The following is a 15,284-nucleotide window of genomic DNA, read 5'->3' as shown; positions in this document are numbered from 1 at the left end:
CCGTTGATTGACAAAGCGATGCTCTAAACCGGACTTTCAGGCTCTTGTGCCTTTGTCTGAAATGCGATGGGCAAAGAGGCGAGCGCCTCGGGTACGGGACCGCCGGTCGCCCAATCGAGCAATTCGACTGTATGCACCACGGGGACATCAATGCCGCTGCCGATCTGGACCATGCAGCCGATATTACCGGCGGCGATGACGTCGGGTTGCGTCGTCTTGATATTCTCGATCTTGCGGGTTTTGAGACGCGTCGCGAGTTCCGGCTGAAGAAGATTATAGGTGCCCGCCGAACCGCAGCAAAGATGCGATTCAGGAATTGAGAGAGTGGCGAAACCGGCCTGTTTCAGAAGGTCGAACGGAAGCCGCGTGATTTTCTGACCATGCTGCATCGAGCAGGCCGAGTGATAAGCGACGCGCAGAGGTGGCATTTCGCGGGCTGGCGTGAAACCCACTTCCTCGACCAGTTCCGTCACATCGCGCGCCATCGCGGCTACGGTCGCCGCCTCATCGGCAAGTTCCAGATCATCCCGGAACATGAAGCCGTAATCCTTGACGGTCGTGCCACAGCCGGATGTATTGATCACGATCCGGTCGAGGCCATGCTTGTGCTTTTCACGCATGAAAGCTTTGATATTGGCCTTGGCGAAGGCGAGGGCGCTGTCCTCCTTGCCCATGTGATGGGTGAGTGCGCCGCAGCAACCAACACCTTCCACGACCGTGACCTCGACACCGAGACGCGTCAGAAGACGAACAGTCGCTTCGTTGATTTTCGGATCGAGAACTCTTTGGGCGCAGCCATTCAGCAAGCCGACACGCAGTTTTTTCTGACCTAGTGGTGCAAAAACCTGAGGCCGGTCGACTGGGCTTGGCGAGGGAAGATTGAAGGGGGCCAGGGCGAACATGGCGCCGAGCCGGCCAGGAAAAAAGCCCGCAACGAGCCGCATTGGCCTCGCCGCAAAAAGGGCGAACCGGAACAAGGTCGGACGCGGCAACACAAAGGCCAATATTGCGCGCAGGCTACGGTCGAGGAAAGGACGCCGATAGGTTTCCTCGATATGGGCGCGCGCATGATCGACAAGATGCATGTAATGGACGCCCGAGGGGCAGGTCGTCATGCAGGAGAGGCAGGACAGGCATCGGTCGATGTGCTTGACCGTCTCGGCATCGGCCTGCCGGCCGTGTTCGAGCATTTCCTTGATGAGATAAATACGCCCGCGTGGGCTGTCGTTTTCTTCGGCCAAGGTTACGAAAGTCGGACAGGTGGCGGTACAGAATCCGCAATGCACGCAGGTCCGCAGAATCTTCTCCGAGGTCGCGATTTTCGGATTTTCGAGCAAGGCGGAAGAGAAATTGGTTTGCATGGCTTTATTCCGCGCCCTGAAGTGAAGTGGGCTCGTCCACGGACGGATCGAAATGCGTGCCGAAGCGGTGGCGGTTCAACAGGCTCAAGGGGTCGAACCCGTGCTTGACCCGCCGCGAAAGAGCGGCCAGCGCCGGGGGCTGGGGATGGAAGACGGGAATGGCGGCGCGGACCTCGTCTTCAGCACGGATCAGGGTCGCATGGCCGCCGAACCGATCGACAGCGGCCCGGATCGACGGCGCATGCGCATGAGGCGTCGCCTCGACGCAAAGCCAGATCAGGCCACCCGCCCAATCATAGAACCAGCGCAGGATCGGAACCCCCGCCGCGTGAATCGCGGTCACCAGCGGCGCAGCCTCACTCGGCGCGGTCGAGAGACGCCATACTTGCCCGCCGCAGGTTGTGATGGGCAGTGCATCGCGGATCGCAGCCCAGAATTCCCGGGAGACCGCCGCTTTCAGAATGTCATATTGACCCTTCGCAAAACGGGTGTTCTTGCGGAAGGTGGTGATCAATTCTTCCTTGCGCTTCTGGATCGATAGGTCCGGACCCTCGAGACGCAAGACCGCGATCGGACCACGCGGCAGGCCAAGCACACTGCCCTCGGGCAAACAGGCGAAGCTCGAAACTTCATAGGGAAGGCCGGACGCTTCCCGCAGCAACGCCAGGGCTTGATCTTCGGTGAGGTTGGTGGCGATGACGCTCTCTTCGTTCTCTGGCCGGGGCAGTACCTTGACCGTGACTTCCGTCATGATCGCCAAGGTCCCGTGCGAACCGGCCAGCAGTTTGGAAAGATCATAGCCCGTCACATTCTTCATGACCCGGCCACCCGATTTGAAACTTTCTGCACGGCCGCTGACGGCTTTGAAACCGAGCAGATGATCGCGCGCCGCGCCAGCACGAATACGGCGTGGACCGCTGGCATTGACCGCGATCGTCCCGCCAATAGTGCCCCCCTTGGCCTTGTCATCCTTGGGAGCGCCGTAGAGATCTCCATAATCCATAGGCTCGAAGGCGAGTTCCTGCCCATTCTGGTCGAGCAAAGCGCGGATCTCCCGCATCGGCGTGCCGGCATGGGCACGCAGGACCAGTTCGGACGGTTCATAAAGCGTGATGCCGGAAAGCCCGCTCAAGGAAATATGGCGCTCGGCAGTGACAGGAGCGCCGAAGCCACGCTTCGATCCGAGACCCATGATTTCGAGCGGGACGCGATTGGCGACGGCGGCCTCGACCACGGCAACCACGTCTTTCTCGTCACGGGGCAGTAAAATATCCATTGTTTCGGCTTCATTCGTGGCAGGAGGCATTGCGGGTTTCATCGGCGCCGACCTCACCCTGCCGATCCGCGACCTTGTGACAGTATCATGGTCGCGGATGATGCAGGTTTATGACTTTCGGCTTGGCGGGCCGATTTCCCGATCGTTCAAAACCGTGGCAGATCGGGGAAGGGCAATTGACCATTGTGCACATGCATGCGGCTGAGTTCCGCGCAGCGGTGCAGAGTGGGAAAGACTTTACCCGGATTGAGCCGGTGGGCCGGATCGAAAGCGCATTTCAAACGCTCCTGCTGCTGCAGGTCGATCTCATTGAACATGCGATCCATTAAATCGCGTTTTTCGACGCCGACCCCGTGTTCGCCGGTCAACACACCGCCGACCTCGACGCAAAGGCAAAGAATATCGGCGCCGAAAGCCTCGGCCTTTTCGCTGTCGCCGGGCTTTGATGAATCATAGAGGATCAAGGGATGCAGATTGCCATCGCCAGCATGAAAAACATTGGCGACGCGCAATCCATATTGGGCGGCGAGTTGATCCATCCGCGCCAAAACATTCGAGAGCTGAAAGCGTGGGATCGTGCCATCCATGCACAGATAATCGGGGCCGATGGCGCCGACCGCCGGAAACGCATTTTTCCGGCCTGACCAGAAACGCAGCCGCTCCGCCTCATTTTGAGAGACCTTGATCGAGGTCGCCCCCTGTTCCAGGGCAATGGCCGCGACCCTTTCAATCAGCACATCGACCTCGGCCTGCGTCCCGTCGAGTTCGACGATCACGAGGCTGCCGGCATCGCGGGGATAGCCGCAGGGCTGAAAGGCCTCGGCCGCGTCGATCGAGGCTTTGTCCATCATTTCGAGGCCACCCGGGATGATGCCGCGGGCGATGATTTCGGCGACGCAATCTCCGCCCGCCTGGACCGTCGGAAAGCCGAGCAGAACGCCGCGCGCCGTCTCCGGCTTTTGCAGGATGCGCACGGTGACCTCGGTGATGACGCCGAGCAAACCTTCCGAACCGGTCAGCACGCCGATGAGATCATAGAGATCGGAATCGAGATGCTTGCCGCCGAGCCGCAACACCTCGCCGCCCATCAGCACGACTTCGAGGCCGAGAATATTATTGGTGGTCAAGCCATATTTCAGGCAATGCACGCCGCCGGAGTTTTCAGCGACATTACCGCCGATCGAACAGGCGATCTGTGAGGACGGGTCCGGCGCATAATAGAAGCCATGGTCCTCGACGGCCCGGCTGATCGCGCTATTGGTCACGCCGGGTTGCACACGAGCGCAGCGATTTTCGAAATCGGTTTCGAGAATGCGATTGAACTTGCTCATGCCGAGCAGGATCGCATCGGCGAGCGGTAGCGAGCCGCCGGAAAGGGATGTCCCGCTGCCGCGCGGCACGACCTTGATGTTCATGTCCTGCGCCAGCCGCAGAATCTGCGACACCTGTTCCACCGTCTCGGGCAAGACGACGACGAGCGGCAATTGCCTGTAGAGGGTCAGGGCGTCGCATTCATAGACGCGCATTTCCCGTTCGGTATGAATGACACCGCCTGGAACAATCTGTTCAAGCCGCGCGACGATTTCCCCGCGATGTGTCAGGATGGCCGCCTCGGGATGTGGCATTTGCAAGGTCATAGGTCGCGTCTCCCGAGCGGCGGATGTTTTCCTTCTGGAAACGGCATGAATGGGCCGCTTCGATTTTGCCGCTACCATAGATCATAGGCTTTTACAAAAGCCAACACGGGTGCTGATCGTCAAAGCTCATGGGAGCATCAACCAATCGTTCGCGCACCGTTGGATTAATCTAATGTATTTTCAATAATTTAGAGCATCGGATATGATTCATGAAACGTCCGATGCGTTCGTCGATCAAGAAAAAGCGTGGCGAAAGCCCGGGCCAGCCGGAACCTCCGTCACGCCTTGAACGGCAGAAGAAAGATCAGGTTTCGGCGGGGCTCAAGCCGCACTCAAGCCCCCGCTCAAAACCCATCTTAAGCCGCAGAGGCTTGGCCACTTTGGGCCTGTTCGGCCTTGACCTCGCGACGGCGTGAATGCAGCAGGAATTCCGTATAGCCGTTTGGCTGTTCACGTCCCTTAAAGACGAGATCGCAGGCCGCTTTGAAAGCGATGCCGTCGAAGGCGGGTGCCATCGGCCGGTAGGCGGAATCGCCGGCATTCTGCTGATCGACGACGACCGCCATGCGCTTCAGGGTTTCCAGGACTTGGCTCTCGGTGACGATCTTGTGATATAGCCAGTTGGCAATATGCTGGCTGGAAATCCGCAAGGTCGCGCGATCTTCCATCAAGGCGACATTGTGAATGTCCGGCACTTTCGAACAGCCGACGCCCTGGTCGATCCAGCGCACGACATAGCCGAGCAGACCCTGGGCGTTATTGTCGAGCTCTTCCTGAATCTCCTGCGCAGAATAGGTCGTTTTGGCGACCGGCACGGTTAGAAGATCATGCAGTTTGGCACGCGGCCGTCCAGCCAGTTCCTTCTGCCGCTCGAAGACATCCACTTCATGATAGTGAAGCGCATGCAAGGTCGCGGCGGTGGGCGAGGGCACCCAGGCCGTATTGGCGCCGGCGCGCGGATGACCGATCTTCTGAGTCAGCATATCGGCCATGGCATCGGGAGCGGCCCACATGCCCTTGCCGATCTGAGCATGGCCGGGCAGGCCACTCGCCAGGCCGACATCCACATTATTGTCTTCATAGGCTTTCAGCCAGGCTTCGTTCTTGATGCTGTTCTTGCGCACCATGGGGCCGGCTTCCATCGCCGTATGGATTTCGTCGCCGGTGCGATCGAGGAAGCCCGTATTGATGAAGACAATACGCTTGGAGGCCGCTTGGATCCCCGCCATCAGATTGACGGTCGTGCGCCGTTCCTCGTCCATGATGCCGATCTTCAGCGTATTCGCGGGCAGACCGATCGCCAGTTCGATATGTTCGAACACGGAATTGGCAAAAGCCACTTCCTGTGGCCCATGCATTTTGGGCTTGACGATATAGACCGAACCCTTGCGGCTGTTATGGTGTTCATGGGTGCCATAAAGATCATGGCGCGCGACAAGCGCTGTCACCATGCCGTCGAGCATATTTTCCGGGATTTCGGCACCCGACGCATCAAGGACCGCGTCGGTGAACATATGATGGCCGACATTGCGGATGAGCAGCAGGCTGCGCCCATGCAGGCGCAAGGTGCCGCCATCGCCAGTCTGGTAGATCCGATCGTCATGCAGGGTGCGGGTCAGCGAAGCGCCATTCTTGACGAATGTGTCCGAAAGCGTGCCCTGCATCAGGCCGAGAATATTGCGATAAAGCGCCACTTTATCGGCGGCATCGACCACGGCAACACTGTCTTCCATGTCGATGATGGTCGACACGGCGGACTCGATGATGACATCGGCGAGGCCGGCCGGATCCGTCTTGCCGACCGGATGGTTGGCATTGACGACGAGCTCGAAATGGAGATGGTTATGACGCAAAAGGATGGTGGCTGGCGCTTCCTTGGTGCCGGTGAAACCAGCGAATTGCTCGGGCGTCTTCAGGCCGATGCTCTTGCCATCCTTCGTCGTGGCCTTCAGGGTGCTCCCCTCGATCTGATAGGCCGTGACATCCGCATAGGACGCGCCGTCAAGCGGCACGGACTGGTCGAGAATGGTCTTGGCCTTGGCGACGACGAGCGCGCCACGCGTGGGGTTGAAACCCTTGCCGCGCTCCGCGCCATTGGTTTCCGGAATCGCATCCGTGCCATAGAGCGCGTCATAGAGGCTGCCCCAACGGGCATTGGCGGCATTCAGCGCATAGCGGGCATTGGAGCCCGGCACGACGAGCTGTGGCCCGGCGATCGTGGCGATTTCATCGTCGACATTTTGCGTCTCGATCGCCTGGGGCGCGGGCTCGGGCAGAAGATAGCCGATCTCGCGCAGGAAGGCTTCCGTCGCAGCCGGATCCTTTGAGCCGCCGGAGCGATAATAAGCATCGATCTTGGCCTGCAATTCATCGCGCTTGGCGAGCAAGGCGCGGTTCGTCGCGCTTTTCGCGGCGACGAGATCGGCAAGGCCAGTCCAAAATTGTTCGGCGCTGACGCCAGAGCCGGGAATAGCTTCCTTGACGATAAAATCGTGAAGTTCCGAATCGACCGAAAGGCCGTTGATCGAAAGATAACCCATGTGGCTCTCCGAAATTTGGCTCAAACCCGTAAGGCGGGAGGCTTGCCCGGAACTGTCCCACCCCATTAGAGGGGCAGAAATTCACGGGCTTCCAGCATCTGATCCTACCTGAGATGAAATTAGGCACCGGTAAGATCTGTTCTCTATAGATGGAGGATCTCAAGCCGGGCGTCAATTTTTCTGGAAAATATTTTCATTATTCAATTAAATACATTATTATATTGAATAATAAGGTATTTTTATTTTTTCGTTAAAGCGTTTGCTGGAAAAGCGGAAGCTTTTCTGAGCGCTGGAGCCTGTTTTTCCCCATTTTGGATTGCTTTTCCAAAAGGCACTCCCGTATGCAAGTGCATGTCATATCTGCCATGCTCGTGGCCTTCGGATCTGCCGCATGACCTTTGCTCTGGGAAAAGCATTTCTGACCCTCTCTTGACGAGTGTTTCTTTCCCACAAAAAATAGCGCAGCGCTTCCCGCAATGGTGGTGGCGATCTCACATCGATCGCGAAACTCTCCGGTTTCCAGTCAAATCAAGGCGCTCTCCTTCCCATGCAGCTTTCTTTGTCCGACGGCACCGTGCTCCACTACGATATTATGGGGCAAGGTGAGACGACCTTGGTTCTCATCAACGGCCTTGGCCTCAAGGGAACCGTCTGGCGGCCCTTGGCAGCGTCCCTCAAAAATCGCTTTCAGGTGGTGATGGTCGATAATCGCGGGATCGGCCTGACCGAATCCGCCGGTCCCTTTACGACGCGGGATATGGCTGGCGATATCGCCGCCTTGATCGCCGAGGTCTCGCCAAACGGCCGGGCGCATGTGCTTGGTTTTTCCATGGGGGGCTTCGTCGCCCAGCATCTCGCTGTTGCTCATCCCGACCGCGTCGATAAATTGATCCTGGTCTCGACTGCGATCAGTCTCTCCGCGCGGTCCTCGGCGGTCATCGCGCATTGGTGTGCGATGACCAGGGCCAAAGTCGATCCAGCGCTGATCCTGCGCGATAAATTTCTGTTCGTTTGGGAAGACCGGTTCTTCGACAGGGAGGAAAGCATCACAGCCCTGATCAAGATCATTCTGAGCGATGCTTCGCCGCAAAGCACGGAAGATTTTTGCCGACAGGTCGCGGCCTGCCACGGCCATGCCGATGAGGGGCTGCCCGCCCGCATCCGCGCCGAGACGCTGGTGGTCACCGGCCCACAGGAACGTTTGCTGTCGGTCGATGACGCGCGGCAATTGGCGGCGGCCATCCCCGGCGCGCGCTTCGAACTTCTGCCGGGAGGAGCCCATAACGCCTGGGTCGAACGCCTTGGCGAGATGACGGAACTGGTCGAGGCTTTTCTGGCCTAAACCCCGCCTCACAACGAGGGTTGTTTTATGATTGGGTTCAAGCCGGGCATGCCCACACGTTATTGTTCTGGTGGATAAAATCTGACGTTTGAGTCTCAAGCGTCAGATTTTATCCACTAGCGCGGCGCGTTGTTGATCGCGGGTCAATTTCGAGCCGAGCCACAGCCACAGGAAAGCGACTGGCAAGAGAAGCAGGGTCAGCCCAAAAGTCGTCACGCCGAGACTGGCGAGCAGCGCATAGAGCCAGCCGGCGGCGACATCGCCGGTGCGGTAGACGAGTGTCTCGATGACATTCTGCGCCTTATATTTTGCCTCGCGACTCACGACTGTGAAAAGCACCTCGCGCGCGGGACGGGCCAGGGCATAATCGAATGCGCGCCGCATGCCTTGCGCCAAGGCGATGACCATGGCTTCTGGCCTAAGAGCCGTCCCGGCAAATCCTAGAATGATGGAAACTGGCAGGATCGCGAGGCCGGGAAAGATCCCGAAACGGCGTAGCAGGGGACCTGTGACAAGGACTTGCAGAAAGAGCGTAAGGCCTGAGACGCTGAGATCGATCCGGGCAAAGAAACGCGCCCGGGCGGCTGTATCCGTGAAAGCCCCCACGATGATCCGGCCTTGCTCGAAATAGAGCAGGGTCGAGGTCATGGTGGTAAAGAGCATGAGCAGGGTGATGCCGATCAGATAGGGTGATCCGGCAATGAGTGTGATGCCTGCAAACATGCCTCCACCGATTGTTAGATCGGGCGCCGCAGGAGATTGTATGCCTTGTTGGGCGGCCGTGCCTAGCTGGTTTGCCGGGCTCATGAGGCCGAGGAAACAGAGAAAGCCGATTTCAAGCAAAAGAGCCGCGACGAAAGCCGGAGCGGAAAGACCGAAAAAGGCGATGAGTCCATCGGCGAGCGCCGGCCCGGCAAAAGCGCCGAGCGTGCCGCCGGCCGCGATAAAACCGAACAGGCGTGTTCCCTGATCAGCATTGAAACGATCAGCGAGGACGCTCCAGAAAATACTGACCGCGAAAAGATTGAAGACGCTGACCCAGACGAAGAAAACCCGCCCGACTGTCAGGGGATGGATATTCGCCGCGATGAGCCAGGTAAACAGGAGAAGATTGAGCGAGAAAAAATGCGTGACAATGGCCACGAAGCGCCGCCGTGGAAGCTTGGAGACCAAAGCGCCAAAGACCGGCACCAAGGCGAGCATGACGAGAAAGGTCGCGGTGAAGAGCCATTGCAAACTACCCGAGCCTGAAATGAGGCCAAGTGCATCACGCAAGGGCCGCAATAGGTAATAGGCGCATAAAAGGCAGAAGAAATAAGCGAAGGCATAAAACAGAGCGGCGCGTTCGCCCGGCCGCACGTCGACCAGCTTCAAAAACCGACGACGCAAAGGGCCAAGGGGCTCTGGATTCAAAGAATCGGAGACAAATGTCGCGTGGGAAGGATCAGGCATGGTTCTACGGGAGGGAAATATTTTCTTTGCACGGGCCGGTTTGAGCGTCCATACGCCAAGGTAAGATGCATTTGTTATTCGCTGGAGCATAACCTGCGGGAGGCCAAAATCCTATGGCGACAAAGGTTCTGCCCCTGGTCGAACTGAAACCCTTGCTTGGTCCGCGTCAACGTCTGATCGGCATTGATCTCGGGACCAAAACCATCGGTCTTTCTCTGTCTGATGTGGAGCGTCGGATCGCGACTCCGCTCGAGACGATTCGCCGGACCAAATTCACCAAGGATGCGGAGCGTCTCCTCGCCTTGGCTGACCAATTCGATGTCGCCGCTTTTGTGATCGGCTTGCCACTCAACATGGATGGTTCAGCGGGGCCGAGGGTCCAGGCGACGGAGGCTTTCGTGCGCAGCCTTTCGGGGCTGACGAGCCGGCCCTTTTGCTATTGGGATGAAAGGCTTTCGACAGCCGCGGTCACGCGTGATCTCATCGCGCAGGACGCCTCGCGCGCCAAGCGGGCCGCCGTCGTTGACAAGCTCGCCGCGGCTTTCATCCTGCAAGGCGCGCTCGACCGCTTGGCCTGGGTCCATGAAACCGCGGACAAGGATTTACCTTGAACCTGGGCTTCAACCCGTTGACAGGAAGGGACGGAAAACTTAATAACGCCACGATCCACCGCCGTCGAGATGAAGCGCCTTATGCGCCGCTTGATGGGGTCCGGTGGGGGATAGTTCAATGGTAGAACAGCGGACTCTGACTCCGTTAATCTTGGTTCGAATCCAGGTCCCCCAGCCAATTCATTTTGCTTAAAATTCTGCTTTTTTGAACGCCTCCGGGCGTCTTTCGGCGTTTCCCAACATGCTCATCAGATCAGAGCTCGGCAGAGGCTCATCCCTGAGCATTGTGCGGGAAGAGCGGTTTGCCGGTTGGTCCGGACTGAACCACAAGATTATCGCGCCACCAGAATCCATTGGCTTTTGTCATGGAGCCTCGCAGAGAGTCGCCGCAGACCGCATCACCCGCCAAGGACGATCCACGCAATCTCACGCAAGATCTCGTGGTCCTTGTGCGCAGCTTTGTGCAGGAGCTTCATCCGCAGCGGGCGCGCAGACTCGCGTTGACTTTGGCGAGCCGGCTTGAAGACGATTTAGGCATCGACAGCCTTGCGCGCACGGAACTGATCCTGAGGGTCGAACGAGCCTTTCACGTCAGACTGCCGGTGGCACGCGTCGGAGCGGCCGAAACCATGGCCGATCTGCTTCGGGCCCTTAACGAGGCGCTTGCAGGAGAGGGAGGCAAACCTGCCGATCTTCACCCGATCCCGGCGCTGCCTTTGGTGCTTGCCGCGACAGAAGCGCAGACCTTGACGGAAGTCCTCGACTGGCATGTCGCGCGCCATCCAGACCGTCTGCACATTACTTTGCTGCAGGATGACAGCACAATCCTGGATCAGTTGAGCTATGGCCGGCTCGCGGCGCAGGCGCGCCAGATCGCCAGGGGTCTCATCGCCCGTGACATCGGGCCAGGGGATCGAGTCGCGCTGATGCTGCCGACCTCCATCGAGTTCTTCTGCGCCTTCTTTGCGATTCTTTATGTCGGCGCCGTGCCAGTTCCGATCTATCCGCCCATGCGGCCATCGCAGATTGAAGACCATCTGCGCCGCCAAGCCGGTATATTGAACAATGCCGGGTCGCGTATGCTGATCACCATGCCGGAAGGGCTGAGCGTGGCGGCATTGCTGCGGGCACAATTGAGCGAACTTGAATCTGTCGCGAGCGTCGCCGAACTGATGGCGGAAGCTGGTGACATGCGCTTGCCCCCTGCGAGCACTCCAGTATCGACCGCCTTGATCCAATATACATCCGGAAGCACGGGCGATCCCAAAGGGGTGATCTTGAGCCATGCCAATCTGTTGGCCAATGTCAAAGCCATGGGGGCGGCGCTCGAGGCCAATTCGGCCGATGTTTTCGTGAGTTGGCTACCTCTCTACCATGATCTGGGCTTGATCGGTGCCTGGTTCGGCTGCCTCTATTTCGGGGCCCCGCTTTATGTGATGTCGCCGCTGAGCTTTCTCGTGCGTCCGGAAAGCTGGCTCTGGGCCATTCATCGCTTTCGCGCCACTTTGAGCGCCGCGCCGAATTTCGGCTTCGAACTCTGTACGGCCAAGATCGACACGGCCCATCTCACCGGCCTTGATCTCAGCTCGTTGCGTGCGGTTGCGAATGGGGCGGAGCCTGTATCCCCCTATACATTGCGCCGCTTCACCGAGAAGTTTGCGGCCTTTGGCTTCCGGCCTGAAGTGATGATGCCGGTTTATGGGCTTGCCGAAAACGCCGTCGGCCTGGCCTTTTCAACCCTTGGTCGAGGCCCATTGATCGATCGGATCGACCGTAATGCCCTGATGAGCCGGGGTGTCGCCGAACCCGCCAAGGCGAACGACCAAAATCCGCTGGAGTTGGTCGCCTGCGGCCGACCGCTGCCGGGACATGAAATCCGGATCGTCGATCCGGCCGGGCATGAGATCGGAGACAGGCAGGAGGGCCGGCTCGAGTTTCGAGGCCCGTCAGCGACCTCCGGTTATTTTTGTAACGAGGCCAAGACGAGAGATCTCATCCACGACGGCTGGCTCGATAGCGGCGACCGCGCCTATATGGCTGAAGGCGATGTCTATATTACCGGCCGGATCAAGGACATCATCATTCGCGCGGGGCGGCATATCTATCCGCAGGAGATCGAGGACGCCATTGCCACAATCCCTGGTATCCGCAGGGGCAGTGTCGCGGTCTTTGGCATGACCGATCGAGTATCGGGAACCGAGCGCCTGGTGATCGTGGCCGAAACGCGTGAGACGGATCCCGCCGCGCGCCATGAAATAGAGACGCGCGCCCATGAGCTCACAAGCGCCATATGCGGCACGCCGCCAGACGAAGTCGTCCTCGCGCCGCCGCGGACTGTGCCCAAGACATCAAGTGGCAAGATCCGTCGAAGCGCTACACGAGAACTGTATCAACGCCATCAGATTGGTGTGGCGCAGGGTTCCTTATGGTTGCAGGTTTTGCGCCTACGGCTGGCGGGCCTTGGACCGCAATTCATCCGCGTGATGGCGCGCGGGAGTGCGACGCTTTATGCACTCTGGTGGTGGAGTGTCATCTGTCTTGGCTATGGCTTGGCGTGGATTGCCGTCATGCTCCTGCCACGGCTCGAATGGCGCTGGGCCGTTACGAGGGCGATCGGCCGCATTGCGCTCGCAGTGCTGGGCATTCAGGTCGCGGTCTCTGGCCTCGACCATATTCCGCCCGGCAAGGCTCTGCTCGCCTTCAATCATTCGAGCTATCTGGATGTCATCATCCTTGCGGCATTCCTCCCCGGCATTCCGACCTTTGTCGCGAAGAAGCGATTTCTCGGGGGAATGCTCATCATTCCGTTTTTGCGCCGACTCGGCACTTTCTTCGTCGAGCGCATAGAAATGATGGGGGACATCAAAGACATCGAGATGATCATCGCTGCCGCGCGGCAGAGCCGCATGCTCGTCATGTTTCCGGAAGGAACCTTCACAAGAAGGGCCGGGCTTGCAGCTTTTCATCTCGGCGCCTTCAAGATCGCTAGCGAAGCCGATCTTCCCATCGTGCCGGGGATCTTGCAGGGAACGCGCGTCATGCTGCGGCCCGGGCAATGGTTCCCGCGACGGGCACCGCTCAGCTTGAGCATAGAAGAAGCTATACAACCAACGGGGACGGATTTCTCGTCGGTGCTGCAGCTTGAGCAGCAGGTGCGCAAAGTCATCTTGACGCATTGCGGCGAGCCGGACCTTGGCGAATCCACCTGAATCGGAAATAGCCGAGACTGGTGGAAAGCACCCGGTCCGCTTGTTGCGAAACCATGTCGCTCGGCGGCAAGCCAGCTTTCACAGCCCGAACGCGCCGAGTATCTCGCGCATCGTTCGGGGTGCGCGGCCAATAAGCGTCTCCAATGCCGGATCGGTAGCGGCAAAATCACCGCGGCGGGCTGCGACGAACACATCCAACAGCATTTCGGCATAAAGGGCGGGCATGCCTGCCGCGATCTTCGCTTCTGTCCATTCCTCATCGGAAACGGTGATGTGCCGCACCTCGCGTCCGGCCACCTCGGATGCGAGTGTTGCGAGCTCAGCCATTGTCACCGCCTGCGAGGCCGTCAGCGGCGGCGTGATGCCGTCCCATTTCCCCTCATCGACGAGGATGGCCGCATCTGCTTCCGCCAGATCGTCCCGCGCGGTCCAGCTGACCGGGCCATCTTCGGGCACGCGCAATTCGCCAGCTCTCAGGGCTTCCCCCACCATATGCAGGCAGCTCTCGGCATAAAAGCCGTGGCGCAAGGACGTGTAGGCCAGACCACTCGCCGCAAGGTCCGCTTCGGTCCCCGCATGCTGATCGCCTGGCGCGAAGGGCGAACCGGCCCGCGCACCCATGTGGCTGGTGTAAAGGATGCGGCCTACGCCAGTTTCTCGGGCAGCCTCGATCGCGGTGTGATGCAGTCGCCGCGCCTCCTCGCCGAGCTTGTCGGCAGAAACGATCAAGACTTGGTCGGCACCCGCAAACGCGCTCTTTATGCTTGCCGCATCAGCGAAGTCTCCTGCGCGAACCTCGATGCTCTGCGCACTGAGCGCGGACGCTTTTGCGGGGTCGCGCACGCTCGCAATGATTTGGTCGGCCGGAAGGCGACGCAGCAGACCCTCTATGATTGCTTTCCCGAGTTGCCCGTTTGCCCCGGTAACGACGATCATCCTTGCCTTCCCATTATCGGTGGAAATGACAAAGTGATATCATTGATAATTGACTGATGCAATCAGCGCTATCGGCGGTGGCGGGTCAATGCTACACATCATCATGGCAGCTCGACCTAACAGCGAGACAGAGGAGCCGGACGCGCGCTCTAAGATTCTCGAAGCCGCGTCCAGGCTCATCGCCAGCGGCGGTGTCGCGGCGCTGACGACACGGGCCGTGGCAGCAGCGGCGGGAGTACAGGCGCCGACATTGTACCGCTTATTTGGCGAGAAGCGCGGATTGCTCGATGCCGTGGCGGAACATGGGCTGACAGCCTTTATCGCGCAGAAGGTCGCGGCGGAGCCGCATCCCGATCCGGTCCAAGATTTGCGCGATGCGTGGGATTCCTATGTCGCGTTCGGACTCGGCAATCCGGCGGTCTTCGCGATCATAAACGAAATTGGCGCGGCAGGCCCTCCATCGCCGGCCGTGCTTGCCGGCATCGCTGTCCTGAAGAAACGGGTCGAGCGGATCGCTCGCTCCGGCCGTCTGAAAATGCCGGTGGAACGGGCTGTTGCGCTGATTCATGCTGCTGGGGTCGGCACCGTGGCGACCCTTCTCTCCACGCCTGAAGGACAGCGTGATCCGCAGCTTTCGACCCTTGCCCTGGAAGCCGTCCTCGCTTCGTTGGTTACGGAACGACCAGTGCAGTCGCACGATGACCTGACATCACTTGCGGTCGGACTTCGCACTCATCTCGACGAGGCTGATGCGTTAACACCCGGCGAGCGCCTGCTGCTGACGGAACTTCTGGACAGACTAGCACAAGCGAAGGGCTGACGCCTTTCAATCAGAGGCTGTGCTGCATCGTAGCCTTATGATCAATAAAAACCATGGTTTTTATTGATTAACAGAGAGTCTGGCCTATGATGGCTCTGAC

At 59.1% G+C, this 15,284-nt stretch carries 10 protein-coding genes and 1 tRNA gene; 5 read left to right on the top strand and 6 right to left on the bottom strand.

Annotated elements, in window-relative coordinates; translation table 11 throughout:
• Positions 1-23 precede the first annotated feature (23 nt).
• From glcF to BIND_RS09610, 4 genes are all read right to left on the bottom strand, one after another.
• Positions 24-1,361, bottom strand: a complete 1,338-nt coding sequence (glcF, locus tag BIND_RS09625) for a glycolate oxidase subunit GlcF (RefSeq protein ID WP_012384882.1) — start codon at positions 1,359-1,361, stop codon at positions 24-26.
• Positions 1,362-1,365: 4 nt separating this feature from the next.
• On the bottom strand, positions 1,366-2,667 hold the full coding sequence (locus BIND_RS09620; RefSeq protein WP_244395859.1) for an FAD-binding protein: 1,302 nt from the start codon (positions 2,665-2,667) through the stop codon (positions 1,366-1,368).
• A gap of 116 nt (positions 2,668-2,783) precedes the next feature.
• Positions 2,784-4,274 (bottom strand): FAD-linked oxidase C-terminal domain-containing protein, encoded by a 1,491-nt coding sequence (locus tag BIND_RS09615; protein ID WP_012384880.1) that lies wholly within the window; start codon positions 4,272-4,274, stop codon positions 2,784-2,786.
• 356 nt (positions 4,275-4,630) lie between these two features.
• The gene (locus BIND_RS09610; RefSeq protein WP_012384879.1) at positions 4,631-6,814 is read right to left on the bottom strand and encodes a malate synthase G; all 2,184 of its coding nucleotides are present in this window, start codon (positions 6,812-6,814) and stop codon (positions 4,631-4,633) included.
• A gap of 547 nt (positions 6,815-7,361) precedes the next feature.
• On the opposite strand from BIND_RS09610, the gene BIND_RS09605 reads away from it, so the two are divergent.
• Positions 7,362-8,156, top strand: a complete 795-nt coding sequence (locus BIND_RS09605) for an alpha/beta fold hydrolase (RefSeq protein WP_012384878.1) — start codon at positions 7,362-7,364, stop codon at positions 8,154-8,156.
• Positions 8,157-8,258: 102 nt separating this feature from the next.
• Here the strand turns inward: BIND_RS09605 and BIND_RS09600 are convergent, their stop codons facing one another.
• Complete coding sequence (locus BIND_RS09600) at positions 8,259-9,545, bottom strand: NTP/NDP exchange transporter (RefSeq protein ID WP_041778662.1); 1,287 nt, start codon at positions 9,543-9,545, stop codon at positions 8,259-8,261.
• Positions 9,546-9,721: 176 nt separating this feature from the next.
• Between BIND_RS09600 and ruvX the strand changes: the two genes are divergently transcribed.
• From ruvX to BIND_RS09585, 3 genes are all read left to right on the top strand, one after another.
• Positions 9,722-10,219, top strand: a complete 498-nt coding sequence (gene ruvX / locus BIND_RS09595) for a Holliday junction resolvase RuvX (RefSeq protein WP_012384876.1) — start codon at positions 9,722-9,724, stop codon at positions 10,217-10,219.
• A 104-nt stretch (positions 10,220-10,323) separates the two neighbouring features.
• A tRNA-Gln gene (locus tag BIND_RS09590) sits at positions 10,324-10,397 on the top strand.
• 187 nt (positions 10,398-10,584) lie between these two features.
• Complete coding sequence (locus BIND_RS09585; protein ID WP_012384875.1) at positions 10,585-13,428, top strand: AMP-binding protein; 2,844 nt, start codon at positions 10,585-10,587, stop codon at positions 13,426-13,428.
• 78 nt (positions 13,429-13,506) lie between these two features.
• Here the strand turns inward: BIND_RS09585 and BIND_RS09580 are convergent, their stop codons facing one another.
• Positions 13,507-14,364 carry an SDR family oxidoreductase gene (locus BIND_RS09580; protein WP_012384874.1) on the bottom strand — a complete coding sequence of 286 codons (858 nt, stop codon included), beginning with the start codon at positions 14,362-14,364 and terminating at the stop codon, positions 13,507-13,509.
• A 103-nt stretch (positions 14,365-14,467) separates the two neighbouring features.
• Here BIND_RS09580 and BIND_RS09575 point away from each other — a divergent pair, with 103 nt between their 5' ends.
• The gene (locus tag BIND_RS09575) at positions 14,468-15,184 is read left to right on the top strand and encodes a TetR/AcrR family transcriptional regulator (RefSeq protein ID WP_041778661.1); all 717 of its coding nucleotides are present in this window, start codon (positions 14,468-14,470) and stop codon (positions 15,182-15,184) included.
• The last annotated feature ends 100 nt before the right edge of the window (positions 15,185-15,284 follow it).

Origin of the sequence: Beijerinckia indica subsp. indica ATCC 9039 (assembly GCF_000019845.1) — a bacterium.
GTDB lineage: Bacteria > Pseudomonadota > Alphaproteobacteria > Rhizobiales > Beijerinckiaceae > Beijerinckia > Beijerinckia indica.
This window is presented reverse-complemented; position numbering and strand designations above follow the sequence as displayed.

Excerpts from the sequence above, each read along its gene's own strand:
- glcF (WP_012384882.1), bottom strand. The coding sequence starts at position 1,361 with ATGCAAACCAATTTCTCTTCCGCCTTGCTCGAAAATCCGAAAATCGCG.
- BIND_RS09620 (WP_244395859.1), bottom strand. The coding sequence starts at position 2,667 with ATGCCTCCTGCCACGAATGAAGCCGAAACAATGGATATTTTACTGCCC.
- BIND_RS09615 (WP_012384880.1), bottom strand. The coding sequence starts at position 4,274 with ATGACCTTGCAAATGCCACATCCCGAGGCGGCCATCCTGACACATCGC.
- BIND_RS09610 (WP_012384879.1), bottom strand. The coding sequence starts at position 6,814 with ATGGGTTATCTTTCGATCAACGGCCTTTCGGTCGATTCGGAACTTCAC.
- BIND_RS09605 (WP_012384878.1), top strand. The coding sequence starts at position 7,362 with ATGCAGCTTTCTTTGTCCGACGGCACCGTGCTCCACTACGATATTATG.
- ruvX (WP_012384876.1), top strand. The coding sequence starts at position 9,722 with ATGGCGACAAAGGTTCTGCCCCTGGTCGAACTGAAACCCTTGCTTGGT.
- BIND_RS09585 (WP_012384875.1), top strand. The coding sequence starts at position 10,585 with ATGGAGCCTCGCAGAGAGTCGCCGCAGACCGCATCACCCGCCAAGGAC.
- BIND_RS09580 (WP_012384874.1), bottom strand. The coding sequence starts at position 14,364 with ATGATCGTCGTTACCGGGGCAAACGGGCAACTCGGGAAAGCAATCATA.
- BIND_RS09575 (WP_041778661.1), top strand. The coding sequence starts at position 14,468 with ATGGCAGCTCGACCTAACAGCGAGACAGAGGAGCCGGACGCGCGCTCT.